The following is a 16,281-nucleotide window of genomic DNA, read 5'->3' as shown; positions in this document are numbered from 1 at the left end:
AATTTCAGGCTGTGTAGAGATCCTTATATGTCTCGCGCAAAAGATTTTTCTGCACCTTGCCCATGGTGTTGCGCGGCAGTTCGTCGACGAAGATCACCCGCTTTGGGTGCTTGTATTTCGCCACGCGTCCGGCGATGGCGCCGAGAATTTCGGCGCCGGTGATCCGCGATGCCGGCGCACGCACGACGACAGCGGTGACGCCTTCGCCGAAATCCGGATGGGCAACGCCGATGACGGCGCTTTCGCTAACCCCGTCGAGCGCGTCGATCTCGCTTTCGAGTTCCGTCGGATAGATGTTGTAGCCGCCGGAAATGACCAGGTCCTTGCCGCGGCCGACGATGTAGACGTAGCCGTCGGCATCGATGATGCCGAGATCTCCCGTGATGAAGAAGCCGTCGGCGCGGAATTCCGCCTTGGTCTTCTCCGGCATGCGCCAATAGCCGCCGAAGACGTTTGGGCCCTTGACCTCGATCATGCCGACCTCGCCTTGGGCGAGCGCTGCGCCGCTGTCGGGATCGGCGATGCGAAGCGTGACGCCGGGCAAGGGGAAACCGACCGTACCGGCGCGCCGTTCACCCTCATAGGGGTTCGAGGTGTTCATGTTGGTCTCGGTCATGCCATAGCGTTCGAGGATCGCGTGGCCGGTTCGTTCGCGCCAGGCCTTGTGCGTCTCGGCCAGCAGCGGCGCCGAACCGGAAATGAACACACGGATGTTTTTCGCCGCCTCGCGGCCCAGCCCATCCTGCTGCAGCAGGCGCACATAGAAAGTCGGCACGCCCATCAGAACCGTGGCGCGCGGCAAAAGCGTGACGATGCGGGCCGGATCGAACTTCTGCTCGAACAGCATTGAGCCGCCGGCCACCAGGATGACGTTGGTGGCGACGAACAGGCCGTGTGTGTGGAAGATCGGCAATGCGTGGATCAGCACGTCGTCTCCGGTGAAGCGCCAGTGCTCGACCAGCACGCGCGCGTTGGAGGCGAGATTCTCGTGGCTGAGCATGGCGCCCTTCGAGCGGCCCGTGGTTCCCGAAGTGTAGAGGATCGCCGCGAGGTCATCCGGCCCGCGCGCCACGTCATGAAAATCCGTCGGCAGCCGCGAGGCCTGATCGGTCAGCGATCCCTGGCCGTCGCGGCCGAGCGTGACGGCGACGGCGCCCGTTTTTTCCGCCAGCGCGCCGATGTCGGCCGCCCTTGCCGGATCGCAGACGACCAGCCGTGGCTCGGCATCGCCGAAGAAATACTCCAGCTCGGTCAATGTGTAGGCCGTGTTGAGCGGCAGGAAGACGGCGCCGGCGCGCAGGCAGGCGAGATAGAGCAGGACCGCCTCAGGGCTCTTCTCGACCTGCACGGCGACCCGGTCGCCGGGTTCGACATCCAGTTGCAAGAGCGCATGCGCGAGCTGTGCCGAGCGCTCCAGCATGTCGCCATAGCTGAGCGAGCGGCCGTCATCGGTTTCCATCAGCAGGCGCCCAGGCGCCGGCATCCGGGACCGGAACGCGTCGAACAGATGATTGCTCATGAAGATTTCCCTGGGGTGGCGGAACGGCGGGCCTTGCACATGCGCCTGGAGCGGCATGCCTTGGCGGCGAAGAGTTCGCGGTTCTTGGCCGCGCCGTCAAGGCCGCCGACAGCGGGTCACGTCGGCCGTGCCGATGCCACAGGCTACCAGCAATGGGTTATAAAAGACCGCCGGAAACGACCGCTATCGCCGGGTAGCCTTGCCGGCGATCACCTTTGTAGCTTCGTCCTGCTTGAGGCGTTTCATGCACATGGCGGCGGTCAGTTGGTAGTGGTTGATCAATGCCTCGACGGCGCCGTCGGCATTGCCATCAAGGGCACATTCGGCGATCAGGCGATGCTCGCCGAAATCGTCGCGTTGGACGCCTTCGCCGTCATTGACCATTTGCCGGTAGCGATAGGCGTGATCGGAAAGCTGGTCGCAGAATCCCACCAGCCATTGCGACCGGCAGGCCGAAATCAGCACCCTATGGAAGATGCGGTGCAGCCGTTCCCAATCCGGATTGAGCGAGACGGGATCCTGCGGCGAAAAACGTGACGCGCGGCCCAGGCGATGCAGCGCCAGAACGAGTTGTTCTTCCCATTCGGCGGTGCGGTGGGCGATGGATTCGCGAAGCGCCCGCTCCTCGAGCCAGCAGCGCGTGCGCGTCAGCTCTTCGAGTTCCAACGCGCTGACCGGCATGATGAAGAAGCCGCGCTGGTCGTGGCGGCCGAGAAGCCCTTCCGAAGCGAGGCGATTGAGGGCCTCGCGGACAGGGGAGGCGCCAGCCCCATATTTGGAAACCACCCACTCGACCCGCAACTTGCTCTCGGCCTCAAGAACACCACCGAGAAGGTCGTCACGCAATTGCTGATAGACGGTGCTGGCAAGCGTGCTCTTGGAGCCTGCGCCGTCGTCGCTCAGATTGGCAGCTCCATATGTCACAGCGACTCCTTGTCCCTAATTTTTATTTTGGGCAATTCGAGTCCGAAAACATCCCCCTTTTTCGCATATGTACCATACAGCGCCTGCGGTCGTGTGCTCAAGCAGAAGATCACGCTATTGTACTCAAGCACAAAGAAATATGCGACTTTCCAGGGCTCGATGCTGTAATTCCGCGCGTTCCCACAACCTGTGGAAACTTAACATGTTTTGTATGCACGCAGGAGAATCTATTCCCTGTTCTTTTGTATGCGCGTGAGACCACCTGTTCTGTTGTGCGCGCTGGCGACGAACATTGGAACCGAATCAGGCCGGCTGCCGCTTTGGGGCATCATATCCTCATAAGCCGCGCTCCGGCACCAGATCCCTTGGCCGGCATATCGGATTGATTGAAGACGGAATGCGCCGTGAGTTAGCCGACTGCGTTGTCGGCTGCCGTCCTGATCGCCTGGATGTTTTGCCGGTAGGCTTCGACGCTGCCGCCCTTGAAGATGGCGGCGCCCGCCACCAGAACGTCGGCGCCGGCGGCGGTCACCAGCGGCGCGGTTTCGGCCGAAACGCCGCCGTCGATCTCGATGCGGATCGGCCGGCCGCCGATCAGCGCCTTGACCCGCTTCACCTTGTCCACAATCGCCGGAATGAAGGCCTGGCCGCCGAAGCCCGGATTGACGGTCATGATCAGGATCAGGTCGAGCCGGTCGAGCAGGTATTCGACCGCGCTTTCCGGCGTTGCCGGATTGAGCGACACACCGGCCTTCTTGCCAAGGTTCCTGATGGTCTGCAGCGAGCGGTCGAGATGCGGCCCGGCCTCGGCATGCACGGTCAAGCCATCGCAGCCGGCCTCGGCAAAAGCGGCCAGATAGGGGTCGGCCGGGGCGATCATCAGATGGCAGTCGAAGAAGGCCTTGGTGCGGTCGCGGATCGCCTTGATCACCGGCGGGCCAAAGGTGATGTTGGGCACGAAGTGCCCGTCCATCACATCGAGATGGATCCAGTCGGCGCCGGCCGCCACCACCGCTTCGACCTCATCACCTAGTTTGGAAAAATCCGACGCCAGCACCGAGGGTGCGATCAGGGTCTTTTTGCTCATGGGTGCGGCCTTTCCGAGCGCCTTTTTCGTCCGGCCACTCTATCGACTGCCTAATGCGCTCCAGCCAACTTGTCGAGAGCGCGGGCGCGGCGGATGCACTGGCGTTGCGGCGTCTCCGATCGTGTCGCAGCCAATTTCCACTTGCCCCGGAGCATTGACGAAAAACCCGCCGGATTGCTCCGGCGGGTTCCTGGTCTGGCGTCGAGCAGATTCCTATTGCTGCTGGAGTTTCAGGATTCTGTTTGGATCCGGATCCTGCTGCTGATCGACCTGCGGCTGGCGCCGTGGCAGTACCTGCAGCAGCAGGCCCGGGTTGAGCTCCAGCGACGGTTGCCCGCGGACCGGACGGCAGTTCGGATACCGCCCGATCGTGCCTTCAGGGCAGCGCCGTCTGATGATCGGCTGGCACTGGCCATTGATCATCTGCGAGCCCGGTGCGCATTCCACCTCCTGCCTGGGCTTGCGGCATGCGCCGTCGATCACTTCGGTCCCACGCGGACAGACACACTCGCCGCGCTTGTTATGGACCTGGCCGCGTATGTCGCACTGCTCCTGCGTCGGCTGCTTGCGCCGGCAGGCATTGCCCTGCACCTCGGTACCCTTCGGGCAGACGCAATCGCCGTTGGCGTCGTGGACCTGGCCACGGATCGTGCACTGCTCAGGCTTTGGCCGGATCGGACGGCAGGCGTTGTCCCTGACTTCCGTACCCTTGGGGCAGACGCAATCGCCGTCTGCATTGTAGACTTGGCCACGGATCGTGCACTGCTCGGGCTTCGGCCGGATCGGACGGCAGGCGCCATTGCGCACCTCGGTCCCTCTCGGGCAGATGCAATCGCCGTCGGCATTGTGGACCTGGCCACGGATCGTGCACTGCTCGGGCTTCGGCCGGATCGGACGGCAGGCATTGTCCCTGACTTCCGTACCCCTGGGGCAGACACAATCGCCATCCGAATTGTGGATCTGGCCACGGACGGTGCATTGCTCGGGCTTGTCGGTCCTGACGCATTTGCCGTTCTCAAGCCCGGTTCCGCGTGGGCAGACGCAGCGTCCGTCCTCGGTGCGGATCTGGCCTTCGAGCAGCACGCAGCGCTTCGGCTCCGGCTTCGGCACGATACCGCCGCCTGGCGAGCACTGGCCGTTGCGGAACGTCGTACCGCGCGGGCAGACACACCGGCCGGCATCGTTCAAGACGAAGCCCGCCGAGCATTCCTTCTTGGTCTCCTGGCTGATGGCGAAGGGATGGCAGGCATAGGCCCTGCCGCGATCGCCCTGCACATTTGTCAGGTCACCGCCAAGCACGTCGCCGCCGCCTTGCACCCGCGTGTCAGGAGACAGGACGCCGACGCAGTTCTGGCCGCTGACGTTGCCCCGCAGATTGGCCAGGCGGCCGTCGTCGGGAATGACCACGGTGACATGGTGCACCCGGCTTTCGCCGGCGCCCAGCGTCAGGTTGGCAATGCAGGACAGCGGCAAGGTCGCCGGCTCCGGCGAGCAGCCGAAGGGCGGTTGGATCGAAATGATCTCAACGCCTTCCAGCCTGCCGAAACCCTCCACGCCGATCGCATCACCGATGCGGACCGGCCCGGAGAAGGGGCTTGTGCCGTCGTTCGTGATGGTGATCTCGAACGAGCAGGGTTGGCCGAGCTTGCATTCGCGGTCGCCGGTCTTTTCGACACGGATGGTCGAAGAGCCGCCGCCCTTGGCGCAGGCCTGGCCGATCGGATAGACGATGTCGTCGCCCGGCGCCGGACCATACGAACCCCGCGCGCAGTTCTCGAACGCGCCGTTCGCCGAAACCGTCACGTCGAAGTGGCGGCTGGTTCCAGGTGTCATCACGGCACCGGGAATCTGGCACGACAGCGCATTGGCCGGGACCGGTCCGCACGCCCATTCCGCGCCGTCAGGGGTGACGGTCTGGATCTGGACGGGCGCGCCGCCAGCCACCAGCGTGGCGGCATCGTTGACCCGCACCGGACCGGTTGGGGCAGCGGTGCCAAGGCTGATGACGGTGATGCGGCAAGAGACGACCGCGGCGCCGGCGAGCGAGCCGTTGCACACCTTGGTGATGCGCACGATGGGCTTGCCGCCATTGGGATGACGGAAGCGTTCCTTGGCGCAGGCCTTGTTGTTGGTGAGGTCGTCTTCACCGGGGATGGCCTTCACCAATGCGCAGTTCTCCACCGTGTCCGACTGGTAGCCGGCCGGCATGACCGCCTTGACGACGATCGGTGTCGAGGCGCCCGGAGGCAGCGAGATTCCCGCATTGTCGCAGCGGAACTGGCCGGGGCCGTTCGGTCCGCATGTCCAGGGCGGGCTCGGGCCGAAGGTCGAGGAGGACGGGGCACCGCCCGAATAGCTGTCGATCACCGTCAACGGCCCGTTATAGGTTGATGTGCCGTTGTTGATGATGTCGATCACGAAATAGCAGATGCCGTCGGCCGTGCAGACCGGGATGCGGGCACGCTTCTTCAGGATCAGGTCGACCTTCTTTTCGACGGGCGGCCGGCAGTCGCGGTCACGATCGCCACGCCGGCAGATCGGGATCGAGGCACAGCCGCGATCATTCGATTGGCTGCCGAAAAGCGGCTTGCCGCTGGCCCCATAATTATAGGTGGCGCAGTTGCGCAAGACGCTGCCTTGCCAGCCCCCGGCCGGCTTGAAGCCGAGCTTGAGGTCGATGGAGGCCCCCGGATTGAGCGTGGTCACCGGATAGGTGCACGTCATCGGGGTGGTGCCGGGCACGCAGACCCAGGGCGGATTGGGCCCTGAATCGAGCGTCGAGCCGGCCGGCAGCGTCACCTCGTCGAGCACGATCTTGCCGTGGTAGGCACCGGTGCCGACATTGGTGACCCTGATGGTGAAGTCGCAGCCGCCGCCCATCGTGCAACGCGTCACGTCAGCGCGTTTCTCGACCTTGAGGTCCGGTTCCTTGTCCTTGGGCGGGCACCTCTGGTCTCGCGGGATGACGATGTCGATCGTCTGCGTGCAGCACAAGCCCCAGCCTTCCTTCGGACCGGCATAGGTTTCGATGCCGGTGACGATGAGGTGGATGACGTCGCCGGGCGAGGCGCCGACGATCTTCCAGTTGAGCACACCGCCGCCCGCCGGCACCAGCTGCGTGTCGGGGATGATGATGATGCCGGGCGTGGTCGTCGACACCTGCACCCACTTGCCGCCCATCTCTGGGCCGACCGGCATGTGGTAGATGAAGGCGCCGCCGCCTGGCACGCAGTCGACCGTGCCGCGCTCCACCTTGAAGCATTCCTTGCCGGGAGGTGGCGGTGGCGGGTTGCACTTGGTGACGTCGATCTTGATCGAGGTCTTTTCACCGGTCTTGAAGTCGCCGTCGTCGGGCTTGCTCGGATCCTGCGACGGGATGATGGTCCCGGTGCCCGGTCCGGCGGTCACCTTGATCATGCCCTGGTTGTCGATGATCGTCGGCGCGGGAAATGCCCCATGATCGATCTTGGCCGTGATCACGAAGTTGATGACGCGCTCGTTGGGAGCGCCGACGCCGTCGAGATCGGAAGTGGAGATGCGGAAATCGGAAACGACAGCCGTGTCGTTCGGATTTGCCGACGTGCTGATCGTCGCCCCCGGCAGCGGTCCGCCGGACGAATCCGTGCCGTCGCCGGACACATTGACGTTGACGATCTCAAGGCCGTGCGGAAGCTGATCCTTGAAGTCGACCCTGACCTTCTTCAGCCTGGCCTCGAGGCTCGGGTCGGCAAGGCCCCGCGGATCGCCGCGCAGGCCGAAGCTCAGCGAATAGACGACGTAGTCGCAGCCTCTTTGAGTGCCTTTCTTGGTGAAGAAGGGCACGACCCGGTCAGGCCTCGGGGTGATGACGCGCGAACTGTCGAGATCGAGCTTCAGCTCCGGGGTGATCGGGGCAGCGTCCTCCGCAAAACTCTGTATCGGGGCGAGCGTGGCGACCGCGATACCGGCCGCCATCAGCCAGCGCGCGCCGCGCCTGGCGTATGACAGGGGTTTCATGATCGTCTCCATGACGGTTGTTTGAGTGCCGGTTGATCGGCTGTTCTGGGCGAGCGGGGAGAGTGCGAGATTTTTCATCTTCCCCTCCTCAACGTTCGCAGCTGACGGCTGGGGTTCTGAGCGGCAAAGTCATCTTGCAGCAAGGGTAGTAACCACCCTTGTCCTTGTCGGACTTCCTGTAGAAGCAGAGCCCGACATCGACTGTGTCGCCCGGATAGTGGCCGGTGATGTCGATCGTGTAAGGCTTGCCGGGCGCATGCGACTGCCGGGTGGTTACCCCGACGCCTGGCGTCCTGGACTGGGCCTTGATCGAATCGCCGCCGAAGCCGGCATGGTCATGGAGATAGAGATCGGCCTCGAGGCCGGAAGGCGTGCAGTAGTACTGGACGTCGTCGACATCGAGACATGGAGGCAGATTGCCGGGCGGTGGGAAGTCCGGCGGATAGAATGGCGGCAGATAGCCGCCCGGGATTTCTTCATAATAGCCGGCGCGGCCTTCGCAGGGATGCCAGACGGCGACGTCGCCGACATGGCCCTCGACCTCCGGGTCGTCGAAATAGCTGTCGAAGTCGACGAACCAGGAGCCGAAGGGCGGCACATTGGCCGGCTTGACCAGCTCCTTGGGCGTGATCTGCACGCCATGCACGGCGAACGGCCCGCCGGCGGCGAGCTGTTCGGCGAGAGCCGGATTGTCGCGCAATTTGTCGCCGGTGTTGACCAGCGTCTGGGTGCAGACCGAAGTGTCGAGATTGCCGTCGGCATCATAGCCATATTGCAGGTCGAGGCCGCCGGCCGACTGCCGGTTGCCCTGCGGGAAGCCGACCGCGTATTCCTGCGGCACTTCGACCCAGACCGATTCCGTTTCCGGATCGTCCGGGTTCTCTCTGAAGTAGCGGATGACCTCGCCCTTGCCGGAATCGGCGAACTGGCTGTAGTCGTAGCGGTTCTCGACCGGGCCGCGCTGGGCCAGGTACATGAAGCCGCTGTTGTCGAAGGCGATGTCGGTGACGGCGTAGTCCTTGTCGGCCTTGACCGTCAGTTCCCAACGCGGGTCGCCGGCGAGAGTGCCGTCGCGGGCGATGCCCACCGACCAGATTTCCGACTTTTCACCGACCGAATAATAAAGCCGGCCGCCATGATAGGAAACGGCCCAGATGCGGCGCTCGTCCTGCGTGTAGCCCCAGCTGTCGGGGTCTTCGCTGTCGAAAGCCGCGCCTTGTATGTCCATCACCGAACCATCGTCGGCGACGGGAACGAGCCCATGCGCGGGGCGCCCGGCAACGCCATGGTCGAAGCTGTCGATCAGCGCGCCGGCGGCGTCGATGCGATGGATCAGGCCGGTATCGAGGTCGGAGGCGAAGAACTGGCGGTGAGCGGCGTCGAAGGTCAGGTTGCCGATGCCGGGACCGCTGTTGGTGTCGATGTCGGCGAATTTGGAGACCTGGCCGGTGATGCCGTCGATCTTCCAGATGGTGCCCGGCCCGCCACCGTTTTCGGTGCCGAACTGGCCATCCATGAAGGTGGCGCCTGGTGTGCCGCGGCGCTGCCGCTCGGGGCGACCGTCATCGTCGGCGTCCGGCGTGACGATGCGGATGCCGTGCAGCGAGGTGGCCCCGGCATAGAGATTGGGAATGCCTGATGGAACGCCGTCGCGCACGCCGTCGTCATAGGTGACGCCGAACACCTGGCCGATCTGGTCTGCCGTCACCTCGAAAGGCGGCGGCGTGTTGACAAGCTGGCCGGCGGCCGGCCCGCCCAGATGCGAGACGTCGAACACGCGCAAGGTGGCGCGCGTGGCGTCGATGAAGGTTTCGTCGACCGGATCGACGCCGGGCGGCAGGCCCTCGTCGAAATTGGGAATGATGGTGCCGGAAAATCCGGTCACCGCCATGGAACCGGGATAGATGATCCGGGTTTCCTGCGCCTGCGCGGCGCCCAGCCACAGACCGGCGCTGAGCGCCAGCGCCAGCAATCCGCCGCTTGCGTGCGCGATACCGCGTAAATGTCCATCAAGAGACGACACGAACGAGTCGCGGATGCGAGACATGACACTCCCCCCGTAGTCGACGGGAGAAATGTCCGGTTGGGCCGCGCAAATCAGGGCAAGGCGCGGCGGTCCGGCTCGTTCTTCCCTGATCGAATTGTCTGCTTTCCTCATTGTCACGATACGCCTGCTCTTACGCTGGGTCAACGGAATCAGCGGAAAGCCCAGCGCATCGACCCCGTCCCGAAGGCGGTGGTCGCGCCGAGCTCCCGTTGTTCCCGGAGACCGCGGAGCCTCTGGGTTATAGGTCATGGGTGCTTCCTTTCCGGGCCGCACCATGCGGCACCTGGAGATCAGTCGCGGGCGGAAGTGGAAAGGTTCATGGAAGCCTTGCGCAGAATGCTTGCGCGCGCTGCAGCCTGTTCTTATATACGCGCCAAGCCGTTCGGTGCCGGAACGCCGGTTGCCGGAACGGAATTTCTTGTGAACAGGGGCTTTCGTCGGAATGCCTGTACGGGTCCTGAGAGCCTGCTTAGCGGAGAGATTAGAAAAATGGCAAAAGTAATCGGTATCGATCTTGGCACCACCAACTCCTGTATCGCCATCATGGATGGCAAGGAGCCGAAGGTAATCGAGAATGCGGAAGGGGCGCGCACGACGCCTTCCATCGTCGCCATCAGCGGCGACGACGAACGTCTCGTCGGCCAGCCGGCCAAGCGCCAGGCGGTCACCAATCCTGAAAACACCATCTTCGCGGTCAAGCGCCTGATCGGTCGCCGCTATGACGATCCGGTGACGGAAAAGGACAAGAAGCTTGTCCCCTACAAGATCATCAAGGGTGACAATGGCGATGCCTGGGTCGAGGCCGGCGGCAGGAAGCAGTCGCCCTCGCAGATTTCGGCCATGATCCTGCAGAAGATGAAGGAAACGGCGGAAGCCTATCTCGGCGAGAAGGTCGAGAAGGCGGTCATCACCGTTCCAGCCTATTTCAACGACGCCCAGCGCCAGGCAACCAAGGATGCCGGCAAGATCGCCGGCCTTGAAGTGCTGCGCATCATCAATGAGCCGACGGCCGCGGCGCTTGCCTATGGCCTCGACAAGAAGGAAGGCAAGACCATCGCCGTCTATGACCTTGGCGGCGGCACGTTCGATATCTCGGTGCTCGAAATCGGCGACGGCGTGTTCGAGGTCAAGTCGACCAATGGCGACACCTTCCTCGGCGGCGAGGATTTCGACATGCGCCTGGTCGAATACCTGGCGGCCGAGTTCAAGAAGGAACAGGGCATCGACCTGAAGAACGACAAGCTCGCCCTGCAGCGCCTCAAGGAGGCGGCTGAAAAGGCCAAGATCGAGCTGTCGTCGACAACGCAGACCGAAATCAACCTGCCCTTCATCACCGCCGACGCGACCGGGCCGAAGCACCTGACGCTGAAGCTGACGCGCGCCAAGTTCGAGCAGCTGGTCGATGACCTGGTCCAGCGCACGATTGCCCCCTGCAAGGCGGCCCTCAAGGATGCCGGCCTGAAGGCCGGCGAGATCGACGAGGTCGTCCTGGTCGGCGGCATGACCCGCATGCCCAAGATCCAGGAGATCGTGAAGCAGTTCTTCGGCAAGGAGCCGCACAAGGGCGTCAATCCGGATGAGGTCGTCGCTCTCGGCGCCGCCATCCAGGCCGGCGTGCTGCAAGGCGACGTCAAGGACGTGCTTTTGCTCGACGTGACGCCGCTGTCTCTCGGCATCGAGACGCTGGGTGGCGTGTTCACCCGCCTGATCGAGCGCAACACGACGATCCCGACCAAGAAGAGCCAGGTGTTCTCGACGGCCGAGGATAGTCAGTCGGCCGTGACTATCCGCGTCTTCCAGGGTGAGCGCGAAATGGCCGCCGACAACAAGGCGCTCGGCCAGTTCGACCTCGTCGGCATCCCGCCGGCGCCGCGCGGCGTGCCGCAGATCGAGGTCACCTTCGACATCGACGCCAACGGCATCGTCAACGTTTCGGCCAAGGACAAGGGCACCGGCAAGGAGCACCAGATCCGCATCCAGGCATCGGGCGGTCTTTCGGACGCCGACATCGAGAAGATGGTCAAGGACGCCGAGGCCAATGCCGAGACCGACAAGAAGCGGCGTGCGCTGGTCGAAGCCCGCAACCAGGCCGAAGCGCTGCTGCATTCCTCGGAGAAGTCGCTGAAGGAATATGGCGACAAGGTTTCGGAAACCGAGCGCACGGCGATCTCCGACGCGATCGCGGCGCTGAAGACCGCGACCGAAGGCGATGACGCAGCCGACATCGAAGCCAAGAGCCAGGCGCTTGCCGAGGCTTCGATGAAGCTTGGCCAGGCCATGTACGAGGCTTCGCAGAAGGAAGCGGCGGAAGCCGACGCCAAGGCGGATGCCGCCAAGGACAGTGACGTTGTCGACGCCGATTTCGAGGAAATCGACGAGGACGACGACAAGAAGAAGTCGGCCTGAACCGTTTGACGGCAAGATAGTGCGAAAAGCCCGGCACAGAGCCGGGCTTTTTTGCAACCCTTTGCGGAAAAACAGCGGACCACGCCGAAAAAATGCGGGCAAAGCCGCGCCGACACTGGCATCGCGGTTCCATCGCACCTAAATCGAGGCGTCAGTGCCGGCAAGAGACGCAACAATGCTTCAAGACGTTGAGCATCCGGACAGCGGGAAAAAATGAAAGCTGATTTCTACGAGACGCTGGGCGTCCAAAAAGGCGCCGACGAGAAGGAGCTCAAGAGCGCTTTCCGCAAGCTCGCCATGCAGTTCCATCCCGACCGCAACCCCGGCGATCATTCCTGCGAGCACAAGTTCAAGGAAATCAACGAAGCCTACGAGACGCTGAAGGACCCGCAGAAGCGCGCGGCCTATGACCGCTTCGGCCACGCCGCTTTCGAGCAGGGCGGCATGAATGGCGGCGCGCAGGGCTTTGGCGCCGGCGGCTTCGCGGACATCTTCGAGGATATTTTCGGCGACATGATGGGCGGGCGCCAGCGCCGCTCGTCGGGCGGCCGCGAACGCGGCGCCGACCTGCGCTACAACATGGAAATCTCGCTGGAAGAGGCGTTTACCGGCAAGACCGCGCAGATCCGCGTGCCGGCTTCGATCTCCTGCTCGGAATGCTCGGGCAGCGGCGCCAAGCCCGGCACCCAGCCCGTCACCTGCTCGATGTGCAACGGCCACGGCAAGGTGCGCGCCACGCAAGGCTTCTTCTCGATCGAGCGCACCTGCCCGCAATGCCAGGGGCGTGGCCAGACGATCAAGGACCCATGTCCGAAATGCGCCGGCCAGGGCCGCGTCACCGAGGAGCGTTCGCTGTCGGTCAACATCCCGGCCGGCATCGAGGATGGCACCCGCATTCGCCTTGCCAATGAAGGCGAGGCCGGCCTGCGCGGCGGGCCGTCGGGCGACCTCTATATTTTCCTGGCGGTCAAGCCGCACGAGTTCTTCCAGCGCGACGGTGCCGATCTCTATTGCAAGGTGCCGATCTCGATGACGACGGCCGCCCTTGGTGGCTCCTTCGAGGTGACGACGCTGGATGGCACACAGACCAAGGTGAAAGTGCCGGAAGGCACCCAGAATGGGCGCCAGTTCCGCCTCAAGGGCAAGGGCATGCCGGTGCTGCGCCAGCCCAATATCGGCGACCTCTACATCCAGACCGCGGTCGAGACGCCGCAGAACCTCACCCGTCGCCAACGCGAACTGCTGGAGGAGTTCGAACAGCTCTCCTCGCAGGACAATTCGCCCCAATCGAGCGGCTTTTTCACCCGCATGAAGGATTTCTTCGAGTCCTTCGGCGAGCGTTGATGCACGTTGGCCAGCGGCGGAAGCCGGTTTGGGTCGCGAAAATCCGTGACCCGCGCATTGTCTTGAGACGCGACGAAGATTATCTTATCCACGACATGCGCCTGGCCGCGCCTTGCCTTGCGCCGCTCAAGTGTTAAGTAGCTTGAAGGGGAGCGCTGAGGAGAGGAGAGCTTGCATGACACGTCCCGGACTGCGCAAGGCGCTTGCCGAAAAGTTCGACGACGAGCTCAAATTCTTCAAGGGCTGGATCGATAAGCCAAAGACGGTCGGCTCGATCGTGCCGACCAGTTCGACCACCGCCCGCAAGATGGCCTCGATCGTCAATCCGAAATCCGACCTGCCGGTGCTCGAAGTCGGTCCCGGCACCGGCGTCATCACCCGCGCCATCCTGGCGCAGGGCGTGCGGCCTGAAAATCTCTACGCCGTCGAATATTCCACGGATTTCGTGCGCCATCTGCGGCGGCTCTATCCCGGCGTCAACGTCATCGAGGGCGATGCCTTCAACCTCAACGCCACGCTTGGCGACAAGAGCGGGATGATCTTCGATTCCGTCGTCTCCGGCGTGCCGCTGCTCAACTTTCCGGTCGCCCAGCGCATCGCCTATATCGAGAGCCTGCTCGACCGCATCCCGGCCGGGCGACCGATCGTGCAGCTGACCTATGGCCCGATGTCGCCGATCCCGGCTGGCCGTGGTAACTACAGCGTCGAACATTTCCATTTCGTCATCCGCAACATCCCGCCGACGCAGCTGTGGATTTACCGGCGCGGAGCGCATTAGTTCCTCCGTGCGGAGCCGTTCGCGGTTCCTAGCGCTGGCTGCATACCTTGGCGATTGGCGTAAACATCTCTCATTTCGTCATCCACGGGCGGAGCAAGGAGCGTAGCGACGCAGCGCAGACCCGAGGATCCATGCCGCGACTTTTGGGCGCCGCTACGGCGCAAGATTCTGCACCGCGGCACTCTCCGACCATCGTCGCGGCATGGATCCCAGGGTCTCCGCGACGGAGCTTCGCTCCTGCTTCGCCCAGGGATGACGAAGTTCGGGGGCTTCTGCTAATCTCGAACCTTTTGTGGCGCCAACGCGTTGATTTGCTCGAACCTTGGCTGTACCTGTCCGGGAACAAGGGTGGCCAATGGCAGTGATCCCGAAAATCCTCGTCTTCGCCGGCTCGGTGCGCAGCGGCGCCTACAGCGGCAGGACCGCCGACGTGGCGCAAAAGGAACTCGCCATGCAAGGCGCCGAGGTGACCCGCATCTCGCTCGCCGACTATCCCCTGCCGATCCTCGACGAGGATCTGGAAAAGGAAAGAGGCGTTCCCGAAAACGCCGTGAAACTCGGCCGCTTCATTATCGCCCATGACGGGCTGCTGATCGCCACGCCCGAATATAACGGCTCCATTCCACCGCTGCTCAAGAACACGATCGACTGGGTGAGCCGGGTGCGCAGGGATGGTGGCCGATCGGTCCGGCCGCTGGCCGGCAAGGTTGCCGGCCTCTGCTCGTCCTCCAAGGGCCGCTTTGCCGGGGTCCGCTGCATCAACCATCTGCGCGCGGTCCTGGTGCGCTGCCAGATGGAGGTGGTGACGCCGGAATGTTCGGTGCCTGAGGGCGGCGACGCCTTCGACGAGGACGGCCATTTCCGTGACGAAAGACTGCATAAATCGATGGAGCACCTATGCCGCACGCTGATCGAAACCTCGCGCATGCTGTCCACCCGGATCGAGACATGATTGCCGGAACGATGCAGGCCCAATCCATGCAAGAAAGACTGATCGTCGGCCTCGATGTACCGACCGTGAAGCAAGCCGAGCAGGCGGTGCTCGAACTCGATGGCGTCGTCTCGTTTTACAAGATCGGCTATCAGCTGGCCTTCGCTGGCGGGCTCGACTTCGCCAGGGAACTGGCCAGCGGCGGAACGAAGATATTCCTGGACATGAAGCTGCTCGACATCGACCACACGGTGGCCAAGGGCGTCGAGAACATCGTCAAGATGGGCATGACCATGCTGACCATCCACGCCTATCCCAAGGCGATGGCGGCGGCTGTGGAAGCGGCGCGCGGCAGCGACCTTTGCCTGCTTGCCGTCAGTGTGCTGACCTCGATGGACGAGCAGGACATGATCGATGTCGGCTACGAATACGACCCGCATACGCTGGTGCTGCGACGTTCGGAACAGGCGCTGCATGCCGGCATGGGCGGCATCGTCTGCTCGGCGGCGGAGGCCGAAGCGGTGCGCCGCATCGTCGGGCCCGACATGGCGGTGGTGACGCCCGGCATCCGGCCGGCCGGCAGCGACCATGGCGACCAGAAGCGCGTCGTGACACCGGGGCAGGCAATCCGCAACGGTGCCAGCCACCTCGTCGTCGGCCGGCCTATCATCGCGGCAAGCGACCGGCGCGCAGCGGCCGAAGCCATCCTTGACGAAATGCGCGCCGCATAATCCAAAAGAACGACTTCGGAGACAACAAATGCCCAAGGGATACTGGATCGCCCGCGTCGATGTACGCGACACCGAAGGCTACAAGGACTATGTCGCCGCCGCCAAGCCTGCCTTCGAGCGCTTCGGCGCGAAATTCCTGGCGCGCGGTGGCGAACATGAAAAGGCCGAAGGGCCGGGCCGCGCACGCAACGTCATCATCGAATTCGAATCGCTCGCCGCCGCACATGATTGCTACCACTCGCCGGAATACCAGCGCGCCGCCGCCATCCGTCAGAAGGTCGCCGATGGCGAGATCGTGCTGGTCGAAGGCGCCTAAAATCCGCCTGGAGCAGTTTTGACGAATCGCGGGCATACCTTGGCGATTGGCGCAAACGCCCAGCGCCTTCGTCATCCACGGGCGAAGCAAGGAGCGTAGCGACGCAGCGCAGACCCGAGGATCCTGTGTGTTGTTCCCATGCTATGTTTGAAGTGGGAAGGAGACCGAGAGGATCCTGGTCGTCCTTTCACAGGACAGGCCG

Annotated in this window: 11 protein-coding genes; 6 read left to right on the top strand and 5 right to left on the bottom strand. The window is 63.6% G+C overall.

Annotated elements, in window-relative coordinates; translation table 11 throughout:
* Positions 1–4 precede the first annotated feature (4 nt).
* From NKH19_RS25060 to NKH19_RS25040, 5 genes are all read right to left on the bottom strand, one after another.
* Positions 5–1,519 carry a malonate--CoA ligase gene (locus tag NKH19_RS25060; RefSeq protein ID WP_352870268.1) on the bottom strand — a complete coding sequence of 505 codons (1,515 nt, stop codon included), beginning with the start codon at positions 1,517–1,519 and terminating at the stop codon, positions 5–7.
* Between the two features lie 183 nt (positions 1,520–1,702).
* Positions 1,703–2,443, bottom strand: coding sequence for a GntR family transcriptional regulator (locus NKH19_RS25055; protein ID WP_352982945.1), 741 nt, complete (start codon positions 2,441–2,443; stop codon positions 1,703–1,705).
* Positions 2,444–2,852: 409 nt separating this feature from the next.
* On the bottom strand, positions 2,853–3,530 hold the full coding sequence (rpe, locus tag NKH19_RS25050) for a ribulose-phosphate 3-epimerase (protein WP_352870270.1): 678 nt from the start codon (positions 3,528–3,530) through the stop codon (positions 2,853–2,855).
* 213 nt (positions 3,531–3,743) lie between these two features.
* Positions 3,744–7,604 (bottom strand): DUF7929 domain-containing protein, encoded by a 3,861-nt coding sequence (locus tag NKH19_RS25045; RefSeq protein ID WP_352870271.1) that lies wholly within the window; start codon positions 7,602–7,604, stop codon positions 3,744–3,746.
* Between the two features lie 10 nt (positions 7,605–7,614).
* Entirely contained in the window at positions 7,615–9,849 is a 2,235-nt protein-coding gene (locus NKH19_RS25040) for an NHL repeat-containing protein (protein WP_352870272.1), read from the bottom strand.
* A gap of 213 nt (positions 9,850–10,062) precedes the next feature.
* Between NKH19_RS25040 and dnaK the strand changes: the two genes are divergently transcribed.
* From dnaK to NKH19_RS25010, 6 genes are all read left to right on the top strand, one after another.
* Positions 10,063–11,979 (top strand): molecular chaperone DnaK, encoded by a 1,917-nt coding sequence (gene dnaK, locus NKH19_RS25035; RefSeq protein ID WP_352870273.1) that lies wholly within the window; start codon positions 10,063–10,065, stop codon positions 11,977–11,979.
* Between the two features lie 213 nt (positions 11,980–12,192).
* Positions 12,193–13,323, top strand: a complete 1,131-nt coding sequence (gene dnaJ, locus NKH19_RS25030) for a molecular chaperone DnaJ (protein WP_352870274.1) — start codon at positions 12,193–12,195, stop codon at positions 13,321–13,323.
* Between the two features lie 175 nt (positions 13,324–13,498).
* Positions 13,499–14,101, top strand: coding sequence for a phospholipid N-methyltransferase PmtA (pmtA, locus tag NKH19_RS25025; RefSeq protein WP_352870275.1), 603 nt, complete (start codon positions 13,499–13,501; stop codon positions 14,099–14,101).
* A gap of 355 nt (positions 14,102–14,456) precedes the next feature.
* On the top strand, positions 14,457–15,053 hold the full coding sequence (locus NKH19_RS25020; RefSeq protein ID WP_352870276.1) for an NADPH-dependent FMN reductase: 597 nt from the start codon (positions 14,457–14,459) through the stop codon (positions 15,051–15,053).
* Complete coding sequence (pyrF, locus tag NKH19_RS25015; protein WP_352870277.1) at positions 15,050–15,763, top strand: orotidine-5'-phosphate decarboxylase; 714 nt, start codon at positions 15,050–15,052, stop codon at positions 15,761–15,763. The genes NKH19_RS25020 and pyrF overlap by 4 nt, the downstream gene beginning before the upstream one ends.
* Positions 15,764–15,791: 28 nt before the next feature.
* Entirely contained in the window at positions 15,792–16,079 is a 288-nt protein-coding gene (locus NKH19_RS25010; RefSeq protein ID WP_352870278.1) for a DUF1330 domain-containing protein, read from the top strand.
* Positions 16,080–16,281: the final 202 nt, after the last annotated feature.

It is taken from the genome of Mesorhizobium sp. M1338 (assembly GCF_040318045.1).
In the GTDB taxonomy this organism is placed as follows: domain Bacteria; phylum Pseudomonadota; class Alphaproteobacteria; order Rhizobiales; family Rhizobiaceae; genus Mesorhizobium.
This window is presented reverse-complemented; position numbering and strand designations above follow the sequence as displayed.

Excerpts from the sequence above, each read along its gene's own strand:
- pyrF (WP_352870277.1), top strand. The coding sequence starts at position 15,050 with ATGATTGCCGGAACGATGCAGGCCCAATCCATGCAAGAAAGACTGATC.
- NKH19_RS25060 (WP_352870268.1), bottom strand. The coding sequence starts at position 1,519 with ATGAGCAATCATCTGTTCGACGCGTTCCGGTCCCGGATGCCGGCGCCT.
- dnaK (WP_352870273.1), top strand. The coding sequence starts at position 10,063 with ATGGCAAAAGTAATCGGTATCGATCTTGGCACCACCAACTCCTGTATC.
- NKH19_RS25010 (WP_352870278.1), top strand. The coding sequence starts at position 15,792 with ATGCCCAAGGGATACTGGATCGCCCGCGTCGATGTACGCGACACCGAA.
- NKH19_RS25045 (WP_352870271.1), bottom strand. The coding sequence starts at position 7,604 with ATGAAAAATCTCGCACTCTCCCCGCTCGCCCAGAACAGCCGATCAACC.
- dnaJ (WP_352870274.1), top strand. The coding sequence starts at position 12,193 with ATGAAAGCTGATTTCTACGAGACGCTGGGCGTCCAAAAAGGCGCCGAC.
- NKH19_RS25040 (WP_352870272.1), bottom strand. The coding sequence starts at position 9,849 with ATGGTGCGGCCCGGAAAGGAAGCACCCATGACCTATAACCCAGAGGCT.
- rpe (WP_352870270.1), bottom strand. The coding sequence starts at position 3,530 with ATGAGCAAAAAGACCCTGATCGCACCCTCGGTGCTGGCGTCGGATTTT.
- NKH19_RS25020 (WP_352870276.1), top strand. The coding sequence starts at position 14,457 with ATGGCAGTGATCCCGAAAATCCTCGTCTTCGCCGGCTCGGTGCGCAGC.
- pmtA (WP_352870275.1), top strand. The coding sequence starts at position 13,499 with ATGACACGTCCCGGACTGCGCAAGGCGCTTGCCGAAAAGTTCGACGAC.